Origin of the sequence: Mycolicibacterium austroafricanum (assembly GCF_000612725.1) — a bacterium.
Classification (GTDB): Bacteria; Actinomycetota; Actinomycetes; order Mycobacteriales; family Mycobacteriaceae; genus Mycobacterium; species Mycobacterium austroafricanum.
The window spans coordinates 393,779-415,786 of record NZ_HG964452.1 but is presented as its reverse complement, the minus strand read 5'-3'; the positions used below and the strand labels follow the sequence as shown (position 1 = coordinate 415,786).

Here is a 22,008-nt window from a genome sequence, read left to right as displayed (position 1 = left end):
AGGGTCGCCTCAGTCGAACAGCGTCGACCCCCAGAACGTGGACTTGTCTCCCTCGGGAATTCCTGGCGGACAAGCGAACACCGCTGAGCTGGTGGGTCGGACATATTCGTTCATCGCGTCGTTGCGGGAGATCGCGTTCTGCATCGGCACGAACTGGGTCACCGGGTTGCGCACGAACGCGATGAAGAACAGCCCCGCATCCAGATGGCCGAAGCCGTCCGAGCCGTCGGTGAAGTTGTAACCGCGACGCAGGATCTCGATGCCGCCGAGGTTCTTCGACGACGCGAGCCGGACGTGGGCCACCGGGTCGATCAGCGGCTCGTCCTTGTCGTTGGTCAGATCGAAATTGAGTTCCTGGAACTCGTCGTCGAGTCCCATCGGCGCGCCGGAGCCCTTCTGCCTGCCGATGACGCGTTCCTGTTCCAGCAGCGTGGTGCGGTCCCACTGCTCGATGAGCATCCGGATCCGCCGCGCCACCAGATACGTGCCACCGGTCAGCCACGCCGGGCCGTCACCGTCGGCCACCCAGACCGACTTGTTCAGCCTGTCCGTTTCGTCGGAACGCATGTTGGCCGTTCCGTCCTTGAACCCGAACAGGTTTCGCGGAGTGGTCTGGTCGCGCGTGGTCGACGAGGTGCGGCCGAAGCCCAGCTGCGAGTACCGTACCGCGACGGTGCCGAAGCCGATCCTGGCCAGGTTGCGGATGGCGTGGACGGCCACCTGCGGATCGTTCGCGCAGGCCTGCACGACGATGTCGCCGCCGCTGCGGGCCGGGTCGATCTTCTCGTTGGGGAACTTGGGCAGGTCGACCAGCTCGGCCGGTTTCTTGTCGGCGATGCCGAACCGGTCGACTCCGTCCTTGACGAAGAACGACGGCCCGAACCCGATGGTCAGCGTCAGCTGAGACGGAGGCAGGCCGAGGGCCTCGCCGGTGTCCGACGGTGGCGAGTACGGATTCTGGCCGATGGAGCCGTTCGGAAACGCCTCCTCGCCCTGCGTCATCCGCTCGGCCATCTCGGTCCAGTCGGCGAGCATCTTGATGACGTCGTCGCGGCTCTTGGTGGTCACGTCGAACGTGGCGAAGTGCATGCGGTCCTGCGCCTCGGTGACGATGCCCGCTTGATGTTGCCCGCGGAACGGCACCGCCGTGTCGAGATGATTCGGCGGTTGCGCCGCCGAAGCGCGGCCGGCCAGCGCTCCCACGCCCGCCGCGCCGACGACCGCCGCCGTCACTCCGGCCGCGCCGAACAGCTTGCGCCGGCTCAGCCCGGACCGTTCGGGCTGAGCCGGTTCCGCGTTCTCGTTATTGGGGTGCGATGACACCTTGCACCTGACTCACTTCCTTGCTCAGCGCGTCGATCGCGCGCGAGAGCTCCTGACGCTCCGGTTCGGTCACCTTGTCGTAGCTGACGAATCCGTCGCCTTCGCGGTAGCGCTCCAGCAGCGCCTCGACCTCTTCGAAGCGCTGGTCGACACGCGTGCCCAGATCGGGGTTGCGCTCGTCGAGGATCGGGCGCACGGACGCCACCGCAGTCTGCGAACCCTGCAGGTTGGCGTTGAAGTCCCACAGGTCGGTGTGGCTGAAGATGTCCTCTTCGCCGCTGATCTTGCTGGTGGCGATCTCGTCGAGCAGACCCTGTGCCCCGCCGGCGATCTGGGTGGAGTCCACCGAGAAGTCCGGCGCGCTGACCCCGGCCTGCAGCTCCTTGACGTCGGCGACCAGCTGGTCGGCGATCGCGTTGGTGTCCGCTTGTGGGCCCGTCACCCACAGGTCTTTCTCCAGCCGGTGGAATCCGGTCCACTTCTGGCCGGGCTCCAGGTCGGCCTCGCGCAGGTCGATGCGCGGGTCGAGGTCGTCGGGGAACGACTCGGCGACCGGCTCGATGCGCTCGTAGTACACCCGCGAGGTGGGGTACTGGGCCTTGGCGGCCTCGATGTCCCCGGACTTGATGGCGGCGACGAACGCCTCGACGGCCGGGGCCAGAGCCTCGACCTGGCTGTTGACGTACCGCTTGTAGCTGTCGGCGGCCTCTTTGAACTTGCCCTCGGTGTCGACCTGGACCGCATCACCGGTCACGGTGAAGTCGCTGCGGATGCCGTCGCCGATCATGCCGGGCTTGCATGCCGTCTGGTAGGTGCCGGGCTGGGTGAGCTGCACGATCAGCTTGCGCTGCAGCCCGGGGGAGATGTTCTCGACCTCGCCCATCACCCGCTCGCCTTCGCCGTAGACGTAGAACTCGGTGACCTTGGTCCCGTTGTTGGTGATGACGAACGTGTTGGCGCCGGTCTTGCCTTCGGTGCCGGACAGTTCGCAGGCATCGTCCGATGCCTCGACGGTGACCTGCGCGGGGGCGGTGCTGCCGCCTTCCTCGGACGCCGCCGGAGCCTCTTCCTTGGCCTGGCAGCCGGCCAGCGCGAACGCCGCCGTGGCCGCCGCGAGCACTGCGACAGAGGGATGAACCTTCACGTGGTGGACCTTTCGGGTGATGGATTGGGTGGTGTCGGGGTCTTGGATTTCGGGGCCTGCGCCGGGCGCAGGAACAGCGCCAGCACGACGGCGAGGTAGGCCAGGTAGCCGGTGAGCTGCAGCACGGTGGGTGTCGGCGTGACGTTGAAGATGCCCTGGATGACCTCGCCGTACCAGGACGACCAGTGGAACCAGGTGCTGATGTCGAATGCCTTGTTCGCCAGGCCGGGCAGCCAGCCGACGGTCTGCAGGGCGCCGACGCCGTAGGACAGGATGCCGGCGGCGACGAGGATCAGGAACACGCCGGTGTAGGTGAAGAACTTGCCCAGGTCGATGCTCAGCGCGCCGCGGTAGATCCCGAAGGCGATGGCGCCGGCGATCAGCACGCCGGTGATCAGCCCGATCAGCGGCCAGGACGTCTGCGCCTCGGCGTAGCCCACCATGAACAGTGCGGTCTCGACACCCTCGCGGCCGACCGCGAGAAACGCCAGCAGCGCCACGGCCAGCGGGCCGGTCTCCAGCGCGCGCGCCATCTCGTCGCGCAATTCCCCCGACATGGATGCCGACGCCTTCTTCATCCACAGCACCATGGTGGTGACGATGGCGACCGCGATCAGCGAGGCGACTCCGGCGATGGCCTCGGCGGCGAGCCCGGTGATGGTGTTCTCGCCGAACTGGATCGCCAGGAACACGGTGAGGGTCAGGGCGATCGCGGCGCCGACACCCAGCCATACCCACTTGAGGGCGTCGCGGCGGTCGGATTTCACCAGGAAGGCGACCAGGATGGAGACGACGATCGCGGCTTCCAGCCCTTCGCGCAGACCTATGAGCCCGCTGCCAAAAAGCTGTGAAGAGATGTTCGGCGCCGCGTAGTACGTGATGACCGACAGGTCGGTGGCACTGAGCATCTGTTCGTCCTCGCTACGCGTGTGCCCACCAAGCTTTGGCTTGCCAAAGCAAGGTGTGGCTGCCCTCATTTTCCAGAGGCGCACGTGAAATGTACACCCGGGTCCGTCGGCCGGGGTGAGCCGTCAGTCCATTGATGCGTGGGAACATGGGATACGAACCAGAGCGGGTTGAGGAGTCCGGTGACGCGGGTGCGTTGGCTGCAGGCGATAGCCGTGATCGGCGCGACAGCGCTGCTCATGGCTTCCAGCTGTTCGTGGCAGATCGGCATCCCGGTTCCCGACGGCGTGCCGCCGCCCCCCGGTGACGCGGTCCCGCAGATCGACACCTATGCCAAGGGCCGGCCCGCCGACCAGCTGCACGAATGGGCCGCCGAGCGGGCGCCCGCCCTGGGCATCCCGGTGACCGCGCTGGAGGCCTACGCCTACGCCGCCAGGGTGGCCGAGGTGGAGAACCCGGACTGCAATCTGAAGTGGACGACCCTGGCGGGCATCGGGCAGGTGGAAAGCCATCACGGCACCTACCGCGGCTCGACCGTCGCGGCCGACGGGGAGGTGACGCCGCCGATCCGCGGTGTGCTGCTCGACGGCACCGCCGGGAATCTGGTGATCCTGGACGACGATTCGGTGAGTCACGACCCGGCGATCGAGAACAAGGGCGACGAGCCGTTCGCCCGCGCGATGGGGCCGATGCAGTTCATCCCGGAGACGTGGCGGCTCTACGGCGTCGACGCGAACAACGACGGCGACGTCAGCGCCGACAACATCGACGACGCGGCACTGTCGGCCGCCGGTTACCTGTGTTGGCGGGGAAAGGATCTGTCCAAGCCGCGGGGGTGGATGGAGGCCCTTCGCGCCTACAACCACTCCGACCAATATGCGCGCACGGTCCGGGACTGGGCGACGGCGTATGCGCAAGGACATCCGCTCTGATCACACCCGCGGACGGGCCACGCTCTAGGCTCAATGCCGGAAACGTCTGAGCAGACACCAGGAGGCAAGAAAGTGCCCATCATCGAGCAGGTCGGAGCCCGCGAGATCCTCGATTCCCGGGGAAATCCGACAGTCGAGGTCGAGGTGGGCCTGCTGGACGGGACAGTGTCGCGTGCCGCGGTGCCCTCGGGCGCGTCCACGGGCGAGCACGAGGCGGTCGAGCTTCGTGACGGTGGGTCCCGGTACCTGGGCAAAGGCGTCGAGAAGGCGGTCGAGGCCGTGCTCGACGAGATCGCGCCTGCGGTGATCGGTCTGGGCGCCGACGAGCAGCGCCTCGTCGACCAGGCGCTGGTCGACCTGGACGGCACCCCCGACAAGTCCCGGCTGGGCGCCAACGCGATCCTGGGCGTGTCCCTCGCGGTGGCCAAGGCCGCCGCACAGTCCGCCGAGCTGCCGCTGTTCCGCTATGTCGGCGGGCCGAACGCGCACATCCTGCCGGTGCCGATGATGAACATCATCAACGGCGGCGCGCACGCCGACACCGGCGTCGACGTGCAGGAGTTCATGATCGCCCCGATCGGCGCCCCGAGCTTCAAGGAGGCGCTGCGATGGGGCGCCGAGGTGTACCACTCGCTGAAGTCGGTGCTCAAGAAGCAGGGGCTGGCCACCGGCCTGGGCGACGAGGGCGGTTTCGCGCCCGACCTGCCGGGCACCAGGGCCGCGCTCGACCTGATCGGCACGGCGATCGAGGCCGCCGGCCTCAAGGTGGGCAGCGACGTGGCGCTGGCGCTCGACGTGGCCGCGACCGAGTTCTACACCGAGGGCACCGGTTACGCGTTCGAGAAGGAGACCCGCACCGCCGAGCAGATGGCGGCGTTCTACGCGCAACTGCTCGAGGCCTACCCGCTGGTGTCGATCGAGGATCCGCTGTCCGAGGACGACTGGGACGGCTGGGTGGCGCTGACCGCCGCGATCGGCGACAAGGTGCAGCTGGTCGGTGACGACCTGTTCGTCACCAATCCCGAGCGGCTCGAGGACGGCATCGAACGGGGCGCCGCCAACGCACTGCTGGTGAAGGTGAACCAGATCGGCACGCTGACCGAGACGCTCGACGCCGTGTCGCTGGCCCACAATGCCGGCTACAAGACGATGATGAGCCACCGCAGCGGCGAGACCGAGGACACCACGATCGCCGACCTCGCGGTCGCGGTGGGCAGCGGGCAGATCAAGACCGGTGCCCCTGCCCGCAGCGAGCGCGTGGCGAAATACAACCAGCTGCTGCGCATCGAGGAGGAACTGGGTGACGCCGCCCGCTACGCCGGTGACCTGGCCTTCCCCCGGTTCAGTGTGGAGACCAAATAGCCCGTGCCAGAAGCGAATCGGCCCGACCCTCGGCGGCGGTCTTCCGCAGGTGACGCCCGGAGCAGGAAAGCTCCGGCGTCCCGGCCGGGCAAGCCGGGTAAATCCGGCGACGCCGCACGGGGGAAGCCGCGCGGTGCGGCGCGTCGCGAAACGCGAAGCGCCGACCCGCGATCGCCCAAGGAACTCACCGGCGCTGCAGCCGATCCCGGCTTTGTCGACGACACCGGTGACGAACCCGGAGCCGACTCCATCAGGCAGTCGATCATCGCGTCGGCCGAGCAGGCCGCAGAACAGCGGTTCGGCTCGGCCGCGCGGCGGGCGGCGATCCTGGCTGCGGTCATCTGCGTGCTGACGCTGACGATCGCCGGGCCGGTGCGAACCTACTTCGCGCAGCGCACCGAGATGAAGCAACTCCAGGCCAGCGAAGCCCAACTGCGGGAGCAGATCTCGGAGCTGGAACAGCAGAAGGCCAAGCTCGCCGACCCGGTGTTCATCGCGGCACAGGCCAGGGAACGGCTCGGCTTCGTCATGCCCGGGGAGATTCCGTATCAGGTGCAGCTCCCGCCGGGGGCGGCCCAGCCCGCGGCGCCGCCCGACGAGCTGGCCGAGGCCAAGACCAACGACCCGTGGTACACGTCGTTGTGGCACACCATTGCCGATGCGCCGCATGGGGTTTCGCCGATGGCGCCGCCCGCGCCGCCCGCGCCACCCGGCGTTCCCGGCGCGCCCGAACCCGTCGCACCCGGTGCGCCCCCGTCCGGTGGTTGACCCTACGGACCTCGAGGCGGTCGCCCGGCAGTTGGGCCGGGAGCCGCGCGGTGTACTCGAGATCGCCTACCGCTGCCCCAACGGAGAACCCGGCGTGGTGAAGACCGCTCCGAAACTGCCTGACGGAACCCCGTTTCCGACATTGTTCTACCTGACCCATCCCGCGCTCACCGCGGCGGCGAGCCGGCTGGAATCGTCGGGGATGATGCGGGACATGACCGAACGTCTGGCCGAGGATCCCGAGTTGGCCGCCGCGTATCGCCGGGCGCACGAAACGTATCTGGCCGAACGCGATGCCATCGAGCCCCTCGGCACCACGTTCACCGGAGGCGGCATGCCGGACCGGGTGAAGTGCCTGCATGTGGTGATCGCCCATTCGCTGGCCAAGGGGCCCGGGGTGAACCCGTTCGGTGACGAGGCGCTGGCGGTGCTCGCCGAAGAGCCCGGCATGGCAGGCATTCTGGATCCGAAGGTGTGGACATGAGGGTCGCGGCGGTGGACTGCGGAACCAACTCGATCCGCCTCCTGGTCGCCGATGCCGCCGGTGACGGGCTGCACGACGTGCACCGTGAGATGCGGATCGTGAGGCTGGGGCAGGGGGTCGATGCGACAGGGGAGTTCGCGCCGGACGCACTGGCGCGCACCCGGGCCGCCCTCACCGGCTACGCGGAGGTGATGCGCCGCCACGGCGTGGACGCCGTCCGGATGGTCGCCACGTCGGCGGCACGGGATGTGGCCAACCGCGACGAGTTCTTCGCGATGACGTCGGAGGTGCTCGGCACCGTGGTACCCGGCGCGGTCGCCGAGGTGATCACCGGAACCGAGGAAGCCGAGCTGTCCTTCCGCGGCGCCGTGGGCGAACTGGACGCCGCGGCAGCGCCTTTCGTCGTCGTCGACCTCGGCGGTGGTTCGACCGAGGTGGTGCTGGGCTCGGACCGGGACGTCCGGGCCGTGGTGGCCGGGTATTCGGCCGACATCGGATGCGTGCGGTTGACGGAACGCTGCCTGCGTTCGGACCCGCCCACCGGCGACGAGATCGCCGCGGCGAGGGCGGTGGTGCGCGAGGCGCTGGCCGACGTCCTTGCGGCGGTGCCGGTCGAGCGGGCGCACACCTGGGTGGGGGTGGCCGGCACGATGACGACCCTGGCCGCGCTGGCGCGCAAACTGACCACCTACGACGCCGACGCCATCCATCTGTCCCGGATCCCCTTCGACGACCTGCTGCCGGTGTGCGCCGATCTGCTGGCCATGACGCGTCAGCAGCGCGCCGTCCTCGGCCCGATGCACGAGGGCCGTGTCGACGTCATCGGTGGCGGTGCGCTGATCGTGCAGGAGTTGGCGGCGGTGCTGGGGGAGCGGGCGGGCATCACCGAGCTGGTGGTCAGCGAGCACGACATCCTCGACGGCATCGCGCTGTCGATCATCTGAACCCGGCGTCGGTTCGACCATTGCCGCCGGTGCGTCGGCGGAGGACAATCAGGCCCGACGGCAGCGCCGTCACGACGCTGCCTCATCGGAAGGAGGCAGATTGTGTACGCACGAACAACGACCGTCTGGGGGCGGCCGTCGTCCATCGATGACGGTATCGCCAACATGCGCGGGTCCGTGATGCCCGAGTTGCAGCGGATGCACGGCTTCGTCGGGTTTTCGCTGCTCGCCGACCGGGAGTCGGGCCGGTGCATCGCCGCCAGCGCATGGCAGACCGAGGACGCGATGCGGGCCAGCGCACCGCTGGTGGTGGAGGTACGTGACCGGGCTGCGCAGATTCTCGGCGGCACCGTGGACGTCGCCGACTGGGAGATCGCGGTGATGCACCGCCATCACGAGAGCGCCGAGGGAGCCTGTGTGCGGGTCAGCTGGGTGAAGGTCGACCCGAGCCATGTCGAGTCCGGCATCGACCTCTTCAAGCACTCGGTGCTGCCCGCTCTGGAGGAACTCGAAGGGCATTGCAGCACAAGCCTGTTGGTGAATCGAGCGACGGGCGCAGCGGTGATCTCGACGGCGTACGACAGCGCCGAGGCGTTACAGCACCACCGGCCTCAGCTGGACCGGCTAAGGGATGCGACCGTCGAGCAGGCGGGCGCCCAGATGTTGGAGGAATGCGATTTCGAGTTGGCGATCGCCCACCTGAGGGTGCCTGAACTGGTCTGAGCCGCCGGAGAGGCTAACGCGTCGCGGGGCGGCGGATGCGCGCGCGTCGCTTCGTCGGGTCGTGCTGCCCGGCCAGGGTGACGGCCAGCAGCGTCATCACCGCGCCCAGGCCCACGTGCAGCCAGTTGGACGCGGCGTTGAGCGGGATGACGTGTGCGTCGCTGCCGAATTCGACGAGCACCCCGTAGCCCGGATTTTTCGTGAAGTGTTGTGATTTTCGGGGTGTAGATACGCGAAAGTGCCTGTCCTGCAAGGAATAATTGGACTTCTCTACGGTTCAATCGTTCCTACGGGAAGGCACCTCGCAGGTGAAGAATATCGTGGCCGCAGCGCGGGTGAAAGTGTCCGCCGATGGGCAGGGCGTGGTGTCGCATGCCGGGATGGGCTTGCTTCGTGAGCTTGCCGATCTGACGGGGTTATCGTCGCAGGTCACCGCCGTGCTGGCTGACACCTACCGGGGCCCGTGGGTGTACGCACCCGGTGAGGTGTTCGCCGATCTGGCCGCAGCGGTCGCCGACGGGGCCGATTGCATCGATGCGGTCGGCCAGTTGTGTGGGGACCGTGAACATGTGTTCGGCGCGAAGGCCTCGACAACCACGATGTGGCGGTTGATCGATGAGCGCATCGACGCCGCCCACCTGCCCGGGGTGCGGGCTGCACGAGCCGGCGCACGGGCCGCAGCATGGGCGGCTGGAGCCGCCCCCACTGGTGAGGGCTGGCTGCACATCGACCTCGATGCCACCCTGGTCATCGATCACTCCGACAACAAGACCGGCGCCACCCCGACCTGGAAGAAAACCTATGGTCACCATCCGTTGCTGGCGTTTCTGGATCGTCCCGAGATCGCCGGTGGGGAAGCGCTGGCCGGGCTGCTGCGCACCGGTAACGCCGGCTCCAACACCGCCAGCGACCACATCATCGTCTTGCACCACGCGCTGGCCTCGCTGCCGCCGCGATGGCGGCCCCGCCCAGGTAGTCCACCAGATTCGGATGCCTGCCGGGTGCTGGTGCGCTGCGATACCGCTGGAGCCACCCACAAGTTCGCCGACGCCTGCCGCACCGCCGGGGTGGGATTTTCCTTCGGATACCCCGTCGATGCGCGGGTCCAGGACGCGGTCGACACCCTCAACCTCGGCCAAGCCTGGTATCCGGCGATCGACACCGACGGCGGCATCCGTGACGGCGCCTGGGTCGCCGAAGCCACCGGCCTGGTCAACCTGAGCAACTGGCCCGCTGGCACCCGGCTGATCCTGCGCAAAGAGAGGCCCCACCCGGGTGCGCAGCTGCGGTTCACCGATGCCGACGGGATGCGGGTCACCGCATTCATCACCGACACCGAACCCGGCGTCATTGCCGGTCAGGTCGCCGGATTGGAGCTGCGGCACCGCCAGCACGCCCGCGTCGAAGACCGCATCCGCGAACTGAAAGCCACCGGGCTACGCAACCTGCCCTGCCAGTCGTTTTGGGCCAACGCCGCCTGGCTGGAAATCGTGCTGGCCGCCGCCGATCTGGTCACCTGGGCCCGGCTGATCGGCTTCGGTGACCACCCCGCACTGGCCCGCGCCGAGATCGCCACCTTCCGCTACCGGATCCTGCACGTCGCTGCCCGTATCACTCGCAGCGCCCGCCAGGTTCGCCTCCGTATCGACGCCACCTGGCGATGGGCATCAGCGATCGCGACCGCCTGGCAACACCTACGCACCGCTTTCGGATAACCAGCAAATCACTCGACCCACCGACCACGAAAGACCAGGCCCTGGGAAAGCCCGCCCCACCCGGCGACACGGGACACCCCACCACGCCCGCCACCCGACAACGACCACCCAGCAACACAATTCAGTGACCGAGCGGACCCGTCATCAACTCGATGCAAAATCGAGGGTAGAGCCACAGCCCCAGATAGAGCAGGCCTCCGACCAGCAGGTAGGCCCGCGCGCCGGCGTAGGACCGGGCGAAGAAGAAGCCGGCGGCGCCCACCACCAGGTGGGTGATGTTCAGGACCGCCGACACCGCGAAGACGCCGAAGAGTCGGGCGCCGGAATGCTGCCCGAACCAGGTGAGCTGGTCCAGGCCCGAGGTCACACCGGGGATGAAACCGAGCACTCCGATGACCGCGAGTGCGGCCGCCACGATCATCGCCGCGCCTTGTACCGCCATATATTTGGGGGCCGCCGACATGACCCGCCTCCTCCCGAACACTTATTGACGTGCCTGTTGGGGAGGTACCCATCCTGGACTGCCCGTAACATCGGGCGGCCGGCGTCAGCCGCGCAGGATGGGGCTGAGCGCGTCGAGGACGGCGGGGTCCTCGATGGTCGACGGGATCGGTTCGTCGCGGCCCGCGGCGATTCCACGCATCGTCTTGCGCAGGATCTTGCCCGACCGGGTCTTCGGCAGCGCCGGGACGACGTCGACGAGCTTGAACGAGGCCACGGCGCCGATCTCGTCGCGCACCAGCTTGACCAGCTCGTCGGCGAGACCGTCGGTCGACGCTCCGGCCTTGACGACGACCAGGCCGCGCGGGGCCTGCCCCTTGATCTCGTCGGCCACCCCGATGACCGCGCACTCGGCCACCGCCGGATGGGTGGCCAGCACCTCTTCGATCGCCCCGGTCGACAACCGGTGGCCGGCCACGTTGATGACGTCGTCGATGCGGCCCATCACGAACAGGTAGCCGTCCTCGTCGAACCGGCCGCCGTCTCCGGTCAGGTAGTAGCCGGGGTGCTCGGTCAGATACGACGCCTGATAGCGGTCGTCGGCGTTCCACAGCGTGGGCAGCGTTCCGGGCGGCAGGGGCAGCCGGATGCAGATCGCACCTTCCTGGCCCGTCTCGCACTCGTGGCCGTGGTCGTGCAGGATGCGGACGTCGTAACCCGGCATCGGTACCGTGGGGGAGCCCGCTTTGAGTGGAAGTGCTTCTGTCCCCATCGGATTGGCCGCGATCGCCCAGCCGGTCTCGGTCTGCCACCAGTGGTCGATGACGGGGATGCCGAGTTTCTCCGACGCCCAGTGGTAGGTGTCTGGGTCGAGACGTTCGCCGGCCAGGAACAGGTACTTCAGTCCGGACAGGTCGTAGTCGCCGACATACTTGCCCTCCGGGTCCTCCTTGCGGATCGCGCGGATCGCCGTCGGCGCGGTGAACAGTGCCTTCACGCCGTGCTCGGAGGCGACCCGCCAGAACGCACCGGGGTCGGGGGTGCCGACCGGTTTGCCTTCGTAGAGCACCGTGGTGGCGCCGAGCAGCAGCGGCGCGTACACGATGTAGGAGTGGCCGACCACCCAACCCACGTCGGAGGCGGCCCAGAAGACGTCGCCGGGTTCGATGTCGTAGATGTGGCGCATGCTCCACAACAGCGCGACCGCATGCCCGCCGTTGTCGCGGACGATGCCTTTGGGCTTGCCGGTGGTGCCCGAGGTGTACAGCACGTACAGCGGGTCGGTGGCCGCGACGGGAACCGGGTCGACGGGCTCGGCCCCTGCCATCACGTCGGCCCACTCCAGGTCGCGACCTTCGACGAGGTCGCAGCGATGCCGATCCCGCTGCACCACTACGCAATGCCGCGGGGGATGCTCGACCATGCCGACCGCGGCATCGAGCATCGGCTTGTACTCCACGACCCGGCCGGGTTCGATGCCGCACGACGCCGACACGATCACCGTGGGCCGGACGTCGTCGATGCGGACGGCGAGCTCGTGCGGAGCGAAGCCGCCGAACACCACCGAGTGCACGGCGCCCAGGCGCGCGCAGGCCAGCATCGCGATGACCGCCTCGGGAATCATCGGCATGTAGATCACCACACGGTCGCCCTTGCCGACGCCGAGCTTGCGCAGCGCACCGGCGAAGCGGGCGGTCGCCTCGAGCAGTTCGGCGTAGGTGTAGGTGCGTTTGGTGTCGGTCACGGCCGAGTCGTAGACGAGGGCGGGCTGGTCGCCGCGCCCGGCGTCGACGTGGCGGTCCAGCGCGTTGGCGCAGGTGTTCAGCTCGGCGTCGGGGAACCACCGGTAGAACGGCGGGTTGCTGTCGTCGAGGATCCGCCCGGGCGGTCGGGTCCAGGTCACGGCGTCGGCGGCGGCGCCCCAGAAGGCGACGGGGTCGGTGATGCTGGAGTCGAAGAGGTCGCGGTACCCGGGCATAGGAGCACCGTAGTACCTCCCGATTACTCTTTTGACCATGACAGACCAACCCCCGCCGATTGACGGGGTGCGCAGGCACTTCGTCACTGCCCGAGGTGTCAATTTTCACGTGACCGAGGCCGGACCCGAGGACGGCAGGCCGGTGCTGGCGCTGCACGGCTGGCCCCAGCACCACTGGGTGTACCGGTCGCTGCTGGCCGACCCGCCGACGAGCGCCGGCGCGAGCAGCCGGCTGCCTGAGCCGGGGCTGCGCATCATCGCCCCCGATCTGCCCGGCTACGGATGGTCGGGGCCGGCTCCGCACAAGTGGGCCAAGGAGGACGTGGTCAGCGACCTGGTGGCGCTGATGGACGCCATGGGCCTGGACCGGGTGCTGCTGATCGGGCATGACTGGGGCGGCTACATCGGGCACCTGCTCGCCATGCGGGTGCCCGAGCGGATCGACGGCTACCTGGCGCTCAACATCGCCCATCCGTGGGTTCCGCCGAAGGTGATGGCGCCGCATCTGTGGCGCTTCCTGCAGTACCAGCCGCTGGTGGCGTTCGCCGGGGTGCCGCTGCAGCGGCACACGTCCTTCCTCAAGCGTGCGTACAAGCTCGCGGCGCCGAAGCTGGACCCGCAGACCGTGCGCGTCTACAGCGAGCGGTTCCGCGATCCCGTCGTCGCCCGGACCGCGCGCGACACCTACCGGACGTTCCTGCTCCGCGAGGCGCCGGCGGCGATACGCAACGGTGAGCGGCGCCGGTCAAAGGTGCCGACCCGCGCCCTGTTCGGCAGGGATGACGCCGCGATCCACCCGAGCCTGGCGGCCGCGGAGACCGCCCGCGCCGACGATTACACGATCGACGTCGTCGACGGCGGCCACTTCATCCTCGACGAGCAGCCGGAACTGGTGCGCGCCAAGCTGATCGCCCTGGCCGAGGAGTTCCCGGCCAGGTAGCGCAGAGATCAGCCGTCACCGGCCTCGGGTGAGTCGACGTCCGGTCTGGTGTTGAAGTGGCGGCATACCAGCATGACCACTGCGGGGATCAGGATGATCAGCAACGCCGGGACGAGGTCGGTCATCAGCGGCGGCCGATTTCAGCTGTCATGTCTTCATTCCACGCGCGGCGGCCGCCGACGGCCAGCGTCTTGACGCAATCCCAACGCAACAGGCCCTCATCCTGACGGAAAGCAGTGCCCGGGCCGGCTACTGCTGGAAGCGGTAGCCCATGCCCGCCTCGGTGAGCAGGTGCACCGGATGCGACGGGTCGTCTTCGAGCTTGCGACGCAGCTGCGCCAGATACACCCGCAGATAGTGGGTCTCCTTGGCGTAGGCCGGCCCCCACACCTCCTTGAGCAACTCTTCGCGCCCGACCAGCTTGCCGCGGTGCCGGACCAGCATTTCCAACATGCCCCACTCGGTCGGGGTCAGATGCACCTCGACACCGCCCTTGGTGACCTTCTTGGCGGCCAGGTCGACGGTGAACGACGACGTCTCGATCACCGGCTCGTCGGTCTCCGCCGCGGTGGCGCCACGCCGCACCGCGGCGCGCAGCCGGGCCAGGAATTCGTCCATGCCAAAGGGTTTGGTGACGTAGTCGTCGGCGCCGGCGTCCAGTGCCTCGACTTTGTCCGCGGAGTCGCTGCGGGCGGACAGCACGATCACCGGCGCCGAGAGCCAACCGCGCAGGCCGGCGAGCACCTCGATGCCGGTCATGTCGGGCAGGCCGAGATCGAGGACGACCACGTCCGGTTTGTGATCGGCGGCCATCCTGAGCGCCTCGGCTCCGCTGGCCGCGGTGTGCACCTCGTATCCGCGCACCGACAGGTTGATCCGCAACGCGCGCAGGATCTGTGGCTCGTCGTCGATGACGAGCACTCTCGTCTTGACGGAGGTCACCTCGGTGCCGCCAGGTCGATCTCGACGGTCATCCCGCCGCCGGGGGTGTCGGTGGCCGAGATCGTGCCGCCCATCGCCTCGACGAAACCCCTGGCCACCGAAAGTCCAAGGCCGACACCGCTACTGGTGTCCTGATCGCCGAGGCGCTGGAACGGCGCGAACAGCTCCGTCTCGGCGCCGCGGGCGACTCCCGGCCCCTCGTCGGCGACCGCGATCAGCACGCGATCGGCGACGCGCCCGGCCGTCACACGGACCGGGCCGTCGGGGGCATAGCGCAACGCGTTGTCGATGACGTTGGCCAGCACCCGCTCCAGCAGCCCGCTGTCGGCCATCACCACCGTGTCGCCCACCTCGACCTTCACCCGGTCCAGACCGGCGCGTAATCCGGTGCTGCCGCGGCTTATTCCGAGTAGTGCCCGGGGCACCGCCTCCTCCAGGTACACCGGTTGCAGCTCGGGCCGCACCACGCCCGCGGCCAGCCGGGAGGAGTCCAACAGGTTGCCGACCAGGCCCGACAACTGATCGATGGACTCCTCGACGGTCGCAAGCAGTTCGGCGGTGTCCTCCGGTGAGAAGCCGACATCCTCGCTGCGCAGGCTCGACACCGCGGCCTTGGCCGCCGCCAACGGCGTGCGGAGATCGTGGCTGACCGCCGACAGCAGTGAGCGGCGCAGTTCGTCCGCTCGCGCGATCGCTTCCGCTCTGCCGGCTTCCTCCGCAAGTTCGCGCTGCCTGGCCAACCCGGCGGCCTGGTTGGCGACCGCGCCGAGAACTCTGCGGTCCCGGGCGTCGAGGCGTCGTCCCGCGAGCAGCAGCCAGAACTCCTCAGGATCGTCCTTGGAGCCCACTTCGATCGCGGTGTCGGCGGTCTCCACGGTCACGCACGGCTCGGATCCGGCGCAGCCGACCACGCCGCCGCCGTGGGCCTCGCCGCGAACCAGCGTCACCGACTGCTGCGAGTAGGCCTCGCGCACCCGCTCCAGCAGCGTGTTCAGATCGGCGCCGCGCAGCACCGCTCCGGCGAACAGGGCCAGCAGTTCGGCCTCCCGCGCTGCGCGTCGGGATTCGCGCGTCCGATTGGCGGCGCCGTCGACGAGCGCGGCGACCGCGACGGCCACGACGAGCAGCACCACGATCGTGATCGCGCTGTCGGGTTCGGAGATGGTGAAGGTGTGCCGCGGTTCGACGAGGAAGAAGTTGAGCAGCACGCCCGACAGCACCGCCGAAAGCGCCGCAGGCGCAACGCCGCCGAGGAGGGCGACGACGAGCACACCGATGAAGAACATCGCGCTCTCCCCGCCGATGCCGAGGAACCGGTCGAGCAGCAGGACGGTGGCCGCGCAGATGGCGCCCGGTACCGCGAGTGCGGCCAGCCACGAGACGGCGTGACGTTGCCGCGGAGACACTCTCGCCCAGAGTGACTCTCCGCCCGCCTGCTCGTGGGTCACCATGTGCACGTCGATCCGACCCGACTTCTGCACGACGGTGGCCCCGATGCCCTCGTCGAAGATCCGCGCCCACCGGGAGCGGCGAGAGGTGCCGAGCACCAGCTGGGTGGCGTTCATCTCCCGAGCGAAATCGAGGAGGGCGGCAGGTACTCCTCCGGCGCCGTCGCCGACCACGGTGTGCAGGGTGGCGCCGATACTGGCGGCGAGTTCTCGAACTTTCCCCATCTGGGGACCCGAGACTCCGGACAGCCCGTCACCTTGCACCACGTGCACAACCATCAGCTCGGCGCTGGACTTCGATGCGATGCGGGATGCCCTGCGCACCAGGGTTTCCGACTCCGGGCCGCCGGTCACCGCGACGACCACGCGTTCGCGGGCCTCCCAGGTGTCGGTGATTTTGTTGTCGGCCCGGTACTTCTCCAGCGCCGAGTCGACCTGGTCGGCCAGCCACAGCAACGCCAGCTCGCGCAGGGCGGTGAGGTTGCCCCGGCGGAAGTAGTTCGACAGCGCCGCGTCGACCCGCTCAGGGGCGTACACATTCCCGTGAGCAAGCCTGCGCCGCAACGCTTCCGGGGTGATGTCGACGAGCTCGACCTGATCGGCGGCACGTACCACCTCGTCGGGGACCTTCTCCTGCTGTTCGATCCCGGTGATCTGGGTGACGACGTCGTTGAGGCTTTCCAGGTGCTGGACGTTGACGGTGGTGATCACCGTGATTCCGGCGTCGAGTAGTTCCTCGATGTCCTGCCAGCGCTTGGTGTTCTTGCTTCCCGGGGTGTTGGTGTGGGCGAGTTCGTCGACGAGCACCACCTGCGGGTTGCGTCGCAGCACCGCCTCGACGTCGAGCTCGGCGAAGTCGCTGCCCCGGTACGCGATGAGCTTCGGCGGGACTATCTCGATGCCTTCGAACAGTTCGGCGGTCTTCTTGCGGCCGTGGGTCTCGACGACGGCGGCGACCACGTCGGTGCCCCGCTCGAGACGCCGGTGCGCCTCGCCGAGCATCGCGTACGTCTTGCCGACGCCGGGTGCTGCGCCCAGGTAGATGCGCAGCTCCCCGCGTTTCGGCTTGTGAGGTGATGCCGCCACAGACTCATCATCCACCGCGGGGACTCATCCCTGACGATCCAGCGCCAGGTTGAGCTCCAGCACGTTCACCCGCGGCTCACCCAGGAAGCCGAGTGTGCGTCCCTCGGTGTGCTCGGCGACCAGCGCGCGCACCTCGTCGGGGTTCATCCCGCGGGCCCGGGCGACCCGATCCACCTGCAGGTCTGCGTAGGCCGGTGAGATGTGGGGGTCCAATCCGCTGCCGCTGGCGGTGACGGCGTCGGCGGGCACGGCGGGCACAGCGGAAGCAGAACCACGTAAGGGTACGAGCTGGCCGAGGCGGTAGTCCTCTCCCGTGGCGGCGCATTCCACCCGCACGCCTTCGTAGGTGTCCACGAACGGCGTCGGCGTGGTCGCGCAGGGCTCGTTGACGCTGACGACCTTGGTGGGGTGTACGACGTTGCCGCCGGCGTCGCGCGGCCCGATCACCGACAGCACCGCCCCGACACCGTCACCGGTGCAGTAGGGCCGGGTGCCGTCGACGCCGTCGAGTTCGCCGATCGCCACGCTGCGCGAGCACACCAGCGTGAGCAGGCTCGGCTTGTCGGGTTGATCGACGATGCTCTCCGGTCCCAGGTTGCTCGCGCTGGTGGCCAGGGGGTCGTAGCCGTCTCCGGCCGCCGAGGGGCGGCCCTGGAAGTACTGCGGCAGCGGGTTGCCGTCGGCGTCGGTGTACAGCTGCCCGATCAGGCTGCTGCCCACCGGGGTCCCGTCGACTTCGACGACCGAGCCGTCGGCCTTGTCGGACAGGAACGGCGCCTGGGCGATCAGCCAGATCAGCAGCGGGTAGGCCAATCCGAGCACGACCGTGAAGAACAGCAGCGCGCGAAGCGCCGCCCAATGCTGGCGGACGACTCTAGTCATTTTTGCTCCTTGCGTGCGCGGTGGAGAACTTCATGCTCACATTCCCGGGAAGAGTTGGATGATCAGGTCGATGGCCTTGATCCCGACGAACGGGGCGATGATGCCGCCGAGGCCGAAGATGTAGAGGTTGCGGCTGAGTAGCTTCGAGGCGCTGCTCGGGGTGTAGCGAACACCACGCAGTGACAACGGGATCAGGGCGATGATCACCACGGCGTTGAAGATGACCGCGGACAGGATCGCCGACTGCGGGCTGTGCAGCCGCATGACGTTGAGCAGATCCAGACCGGGGAACAGGCCCACGAACAACGCCGGGATGATCGCGAAGTACTTGGCGATGTCGTTGGCGATCGAGAACGTCGTCAGTGCCCCGCGGGTGATGAGCAACTGCTTGCCGATCTCGACGATCTCGATCAACTTGGTCGGGTCCGAGTCGAGATCGACCATGTTGCCGGCCTCTTTGGCCGCCGACGTGCCGCTGTTCATCGCCACACCGACGTCTGCCTGAGCCAGCGCGGGCGCGTCGTTGGTGCCGTCACCGGTCATCGCGACGAGCCGGCCACCGGCCTGTTCCTTCTTGATCAGCGCCATCTTGTCTTCCGGCGTGGCTTCGGCGAGGAAGTCGTCGACACCGGCCTCGTCGGCGATGGCCTTGGCGGTCATGGGATTGTCTCCGGTGATCATCACGGTGCGGATGCCCATGCGGCGCATCTCGTCGAAGCGTTCCCGCATGCCCTGCTTGACGACGTCCTTGAGGTGGATGACGCCGAGCACCGCGGCCTTACCCTCGCGAACTTCGCCGACTGCCAGCGGTGTCCCGCCGGCGGCCGAGATGCCGTCGACGATGTCGCCGAGTTCCGTTGGCACGGTTCCGCCCTCGGAGCGGACCCACTCGGCGACGGCGCTCGTCGCGCCCTTGCGCAACCGGTGCCCGTCGACATCGACGCCCGACATCCTGGTGGTGGCGGAGAACTCGATCCAGGCCGCATGCGCAAGCTCACCGGGCGTGCGGGCACGCAGCCCGTACTCCTGTTTGGCGAACACGACGATCGAGCGGCCCTCCGGTGTCTCGTCGGCGAGGCTGGACAGCTGCGCGGCATCGGCGAGCGCCTCCGGTGTCACACCGGTGAGCGGGACGAACTCCGAGGCTTGCCGGTTGCCGAGGGTGATGGTGCCGGTCTTGTCGAGCAACAGCGTGTTGACGTCCCCGGCGGCTTCCACGGCGCGACCGGACATGGCGAGCACGTTGCGCTGCACGAGCCGGTCCATCCCGGCGATGCCGATGGCGCTCAGCAGCGCGCCGATGGTGGTCGGGATGAGGCACACCAGCAGTGAGACCATGACGATGCCGGTGATGCCGTTTCCGTTGAGCGCCAGGCTGTCCGGGACGCCCGGGTTGTTCATCTTGGAGTAGATGGCCAGCGGCTGCAGCGTCGTCACGGCGAACACGAAGATGATCGTCAACGAGGCCAGCAGGATGTTCAGGGCGATCTCGTTGGGCGTCTTCTGCCGGTTGGCGCCCTCGACGAGGGCGATCATCCGGTCGATGAAACTCTCGCCGGGCTTCTGGGTGATCTTGACGACGATGCGGTCCGACAGCACCGTGGTACCGCCGGTGACCGCCGAACGGTCACCGCCTGATTCCCGGATGACGGGCGCCGATTCACCGGTGATGGCCGATTCGTCCACCGAGGCAATGCCTTCGACGACGTCTCCGTCGCCGGGGATCACCTGGCCGGCCTCCACCACGACGATGTCGCCCGGCTGCAGCAGCGCAGCGGCGACGGCCTCCTCCCGTCCGGGGGTGCCCGGGGCCCAACCGGTGAGCCGGCGCGCCGGCGTCGCGGTCTTGGTCTTGCGCAGGCTCTCGGCCTGAGCCTTGCCGCGTCCCTCGGCGACTGCCTCGGCCAGGTTGGCGAAAAGCACCGTGAGCCACAGCCACACGACGATCAGCCAGGCGAACCACGACGGTTCGAGGAAGGCGAGGATGGTGCTCCATACCGCGCCGATCTCGACGATGAACATCACGGGGTTGCGCCACATCGTGCGTGGGTCGAGCTTGCGCAACGCGCTGGGCAGCGACTTCCACAGCATGTTGGGGTCGAGCAGACCACCTTGGATCTTGTTGGACGACTTGGGTTCCGCGTGCTTTCGCGCGGCGGCCCCGGCGGTGGTGACGGACATCAGTGGATTCCTTCAGCGAGAGGCCCGAGCGCGAGCATGGGCAGGAAGGTCAGGGCGACCAGGATCAGCGTCACGCCGGCGACCATGCCGACGAACTGAGGTCGGTGGGTGGGCAATGTGCCGATGGAGGGTGGCGTCTTGCCCTGCTGGGCAAGCGAACCCGCCAGGGCGAGCGCGAGAATGATCGGCAGGAAACGTCCGAACACCATGGCCAACCCGAGGGCCGTGTTGTACCACTCGGTGTTGACGGTGATTCCGGCGAATGCCGACCCGTTGTTGTTGGCCGCTGACGTGAAGGCGTACAACACCTCCGACAGTCCGTGCGGCCCTGTGTTGAGCATGCCGGCACGCTGACCGGGCATCGCCATGGCCACCGCGGTTCCGGTCAGCACAATCAACGGGGTGACCAGGAAATAGGTTGCGGCCAGCTTGATCTCACGGGGCGTGATCTTCTTGCCGAGGTACTCCGGAGTGCGCCCGACCATCAGGCCGGCGACGAACACCGTGATCACGGCGAGGATCAGGATTCCGTACAGGCCCGCGCCGACACCGCCCGGTGCCACCTCGCCCAGCTGCATGTTGAACAACAGAACCAGGCCCCCCAGGCTGGTGTAGGAGTCGTGGAACGAGTCCACCGACCCCGTGGACGTCAGCGTCGTCGAGGCCGCGAAAACCGCCGAGTTGGCCACGCCGAAACGCTGCTCGACACCTTCCATCGCCGCTCCGACTGCGGTCGGGACCGTGCCGTGTGCCTGCAACTGGAAGAACAGCGTCGCGCTCCAGCTGATGACGGCAAGCACCGCCTGCACCCCGACGATCGCGTAGCCCTGCTTCTTGTTGCCGACCATGCGGCCGAAGGTGCGCGGCAGCGAGAAAGCGATTACCAGCAGCAGGAAGATCTCGATCCAGTTCGTCCAGGTCGTCGGATTCTCGAACGGATGGGCAGAGTTGACGTTGTAGAAGCCGCCGCCGTTGGTGCCGAGATCTTTGATGGCTTCCTGGCTGGCGACCGGGCCACCGGGGATGGTCTGTTGCGCGCCGGCGAGGGTGTTGACGACCTGGTCGTAGTTGTGGAAGTTCTGGATCGCGCCGCCAGTGATCAGCAGAATCGCGGCGATGACGGAGATGGGCAGCAGAATGCGGATGGTGCCGCGGACCAGGTCGACCCAGAAATTGCCCAGCTCGCCGGTGCGTTTCCTGGCGAAGCCGCGCACCAGCGCGATCGCCACCGCCATCCCGACCGCGGCGGAGACGAAGTTCTGCACGGCCAGGCCGGCCATCTGGACCAGATGGCCGTGAGTGGACTCGCCTGAGTAGGCCTGCCAGTTCGTGTTGGTCACGAAGCTGACCGCGGTGTTCCACGCCAGCGCCGGCGTCATCGGCGTACCCGGGTCGGTCAGCGCCAACGGCAACCGGCCCTGCACGAGTTGGAGGATGAACAGGAACAGCAGGCTCACGGCCGAGAAGGCCAGCACGCTGCGGGCGTACGCCCCCCAGGTCTGTTCGGCCTTCGGATCGGCGCCGATCAGTCGGTACACGACATTTTCGGCGCGTGAGTCCTTCGCCGTGTTGTACACGCGGTACATGTAGTCGCCGAGCGGCACGTGCACCGCGACCAGCGCAATCACAAGCGAGGCGAGGAACAGGATCCCCGCAGGTCCGGTACTCATCAGAACCTCTCAGGGAAGAGCAGGGCCGCAAAGAGGAACACCGCGATCAGGGCCGCGAGGGCGAGGCCGATCAGGTTCTGGGTCACAGACTCTCCACCCACTTCTGGACGACGCCGAGGACGGCGAAGATCGCCACCGT

Annotated in this window: 20 protein-coding genes; 8 read left to right on the top strand and 12 right to left on the bottom strand. The window is 68.1% G+C overall.

Annotated elements, in window-relative coordinates; genetic code table 11:
• Window positions 1-9: 9 nt before the first annotated feature.
• Genes efeB through efeU form a run of 3 tightly spaced genes read right to left on the bottom strand, consistent with a single transcriptional unit; the run spans window position 10 to window position 3,375 of the window.
• Window positions 10-1,323 carry an iron uptake transporter deferrochelatase/peroxidase subunit gene (gene efeB, locus BN976_RS12440; RefSeq protein WP_011781922.1) on the bottom strand — a complete coding sequence of 438 codons (1,314 nt, stop codon included), beginning with the start codon at window positions 1,321-1,323 and terminating at the stop codon, window positions 10-12.
• The gene (gene efeO / locus BN976_RS12435) at window positions 1,304-2,467 is read right to left on the bottom strand and encodes an iron uptake system protein EfeO (protein ID WP_036371023.1); all 1,164 of its coding nucleotides are present in this window, start codon (window positions 2,465-2,467) and stop codon (window positions 1,304-1,306) included. The genes efeB and efeO overlap by 20 nt, the downstream gene beginning before the upstream one ends.
• Entirely contained in the window at window positions 2,464-3,375 is a 912-nt protein-coding gene (gene efeU, locus BN976_RS12430) for an iron uptake transporter permease EfeU (RefSeq protein ID WP_011781920.1), read from the bottom strand. Before efeU ends, efeO begins: the two co-directional genes overlap by 4 nt.
• 180 nt (window positions 3,376-3,555) lie before the next feature.
• Between efeU and BN976_RS12425 the strand changes: the two genes are divergently transcribed.
• The 6 genes from BN976_RS12425 to BN976_RS12400 all read left to right on the top strand — a co-directional run bounded on the left by BN976_RS12425 (window position 3,556) and on the right by BN976_RS12400 (window position 8,586).
• Window positions 3,556-4,305: a lytic transglycosylase domain-containing protein gene (locus tag BN976_RS12425; RefSeq protein ID WP_011781919.1), complete on the top strand. Its 750-nt coding sequence runs from the start codon at window positions 3,556-3,558 to the stop codon at window positions 4,303-4,305.
• Between the two features lie 72 nt (window positions 4,306-4,377).
• Window positions 4,378-5,667 (top strand): phosphopyruvate hydratase, encoded by a 1,290-nt coding sequence (eno, locus tag BN976_RS12420; protein WP_011781918.1) that lies wholly within the window; start codon window positions 4,378-4,380, stop codon window positions 5,665-5,667.
• 3 nt (window positions 5,668-5,670) lie between these two features.
• Entirely contained in the window at window positions 5,671-6,435 is a 765-nt protein-coding gene (locus BN976_RS12415; protein ID WP_036371020.1) for an FtsB family cell division protein, read from the top strand.
• The gene (locus BN976_RS12410) at window positions 6,428-6,919 is read left to right on the top strand and encodes a DUF501 domain-containing protein (RefSeq protein ID WP_011781916.1); all 492 of its coding nucleotides are present in this window, start codon (window positions 6,428-6,430) and stop codon (window positions 6,917-6,919) included. Before BN976_RS12415 ends, BN976_RS12410 begins: the two co-directional genes overlap by 8 nt.
• Complete coding sequence (locus BN976_RS12405; RefSeq protein ID WP_036371415.1) at window positions 6,916-7,863, top strand: Ppx/GppA phosphatase family protein; 948 nt, start codon at window positions 6,916-6,918, stop codon at window positions 7,861-7,863. The genes BN976_RS12410 and BN976_RS12405 overlap by 4 nt, the downstream gene beginning before the upstream one ends.
• 102 nt (window positions 7,864-7,965) lie before the next feature.
• Window positions 7,966-8,586 carry a hypothetical protein gene (locus BN976_RS12400; RefSeq protein WP_011781914.1) on the top strand — a complete coding sequence of 207 codons (621 nt, stop codon included), beginning with the start codon at window positions 7,966-7,968 and terminating at the stop codon, window positions 8,584-8,586.
• 13 nt (window positions 8,587-8,599) lie between these two features.
• Here BN976_RS12400 and BN976_RS12395 read toward each other — a convergent pair whose 3' ends face one another.
• Window positions 8,600-8,767 carry a DUF4383 domain-containing protein gene (locus BN976_RS12395; protein WP_235622043.1) on the bottom strand — a complete coding sequence of 56 codons (168 nt, stop codon included), beginning with the start codon at window positions 8,765-8,767 and terminating at the stop codon, window positions 8,600-8,602.
• 127 nt (window positions 8,768-8,894) lie between these two features.
• Between BN976_RS12395 and BN976_RS12390 the strand changes: the two genes are divergently transcribed.
• Window positions 8,895-10,301 (top strand): IS1380 family transposase, encoded by a 1,407-nt coding sequence (locus tag BN976_RS12390; RefSeq protein WP_036367445.1) that lies wholly within the window; start codon window positions 8,895-8,897, stop codon window positions 10,299-10,301.
• A gap of 121 nt (window positions 10,302-10,422) precedes the next feature.
• Here the strand turns inward: BN976_RS12390 and BN976_RS12385 are convergent, their stop codons facing one another.
• Window positions 10,423-10,764: a DUF4383 domain-containing protein gene (locus tag BN976_RS12385; RefSeq protein ID WP_084182290.1), complete on the bottom strand. Its 342-nt coding sequence runs from the start codon at window positions 10,762-10,764 to the stop codon at window positions 10,423-10,425.
• 84 nt (window positions 10,765-10,848) lie between these two features.
• On the bottom strand, window positions 10,849-12,720 hold the full coding sequence (locus tag BN976_RS12380) for a propionyl-CoA synthetase (protein WP_036371017.1): 1,872 nt from the start codon (window positions 12,718-12,720) through the stop codon (window positions 10,849-10,851).
• Window positions 12,721-12,757: 37 nt separating this feature from the next.
• Between BN976_RS12380 and BN976_RS12375 the strand changes: the two genes are divergently transcribed.
• Entirely contained in the window at window positions 12,758-13,660 is a 903-nt protein-coding gene (locus BN976_RS12375; RefSeq protein ID WP_011781911.1) for an alpha/beta fold hydrolase, read from the top strand.
• 249 nt (window positions 13,661-13,909) lie between these two features.
• On the opposite strand, the gene BN976_RS12370 is transcribed toward BN976_RS12375, so the two are convergent.
• Genes BN976_RS12370 through BN976_RS34600 form a run of 6 tightly spaced genes read right to left on the bottom strand, consistent with a single transcriptional unit; the run spans window position 13,910 to window position 21,955 of the window.
• Window positions 13,910-14,602 (bottom strand): response regulator, encoded by a 693-nt coding sequence (locus BN976_RS12370; protein ID WP_011781910.1) that lies wholly within the window; start codon window positions 14,600-14,602, stop codon window positions 13,910-13,912.
• Window positions 14,599-17,151, bottom strand: a complete 2,553-nt coding sequence (locus BN976_RS12365) for a DUF4118 domain-containing protein (RefSeq protein ID WP_036371014.1) — start codon at window positions 17,149-17,151, stop codon at window positions 14,599-14,601. The genes BN976_RS12370 and BN976_RS12365 overlap by 4 nt, the downstream gene beginning before the upstream one ends.
• Window positions 17,152-17,160: 9 nt before the next feature.
• Entirely contained in the window at window positions 17,161-18,018 is an 858-nt protein-coding gene (locus tag BN976_RS12360; RefSeq protein WP_036371011.1) for a potassium-transporting ATPase subunit C, read from the bottom strand.
• Between the two features lie 36 nt (window positions 18,019-18,054).
• The gene (gene kdpB / locus BN976_RS12355; protein WP_011781907.1) at window positions 18,055-20,199 is read right to left on the bottom strand and encodes a potassium-transporting ATPase subunit KdpB; all 2,145 of its coding nucleotides are present in this window, start codon (window positions 20,197-20,199) and stop codon (window positions 18,055-18,057) included.
• Window positions 20,199-21,869: a potassium-transporting ATPase subunit KdpA gene (kdpA, locus tag BN976_RS12350; protein WP_036371009.1), complete on the bottom strand. Its 1,671-nt coding sequence runs from the start codon at window positions 21,867-21,869 to the stop codon at window positions 20,199-20,201. The genes kdpB and kdpA overlap by 1 nt, the downstream gene beginning before the upstream one ends.
• Window positions 21,869-21,955: a potassium-transporting ATPase subunit F gene (locus BN976_RS34600; RefSeq protein WP_086008453.1), complete on the bottom strand. Its 87-nt coding sequence runs from the start codon at window positions 21,953-21,955 to the stop codon at window positions 21,869-21,871. The genes kdpA and BN976_RS34600 overlap by 1 nt, the downstream gene beginning before the upstream one ends.
• Window positions 21,956-22,008 lie beyond the last annotated feature (53 nt).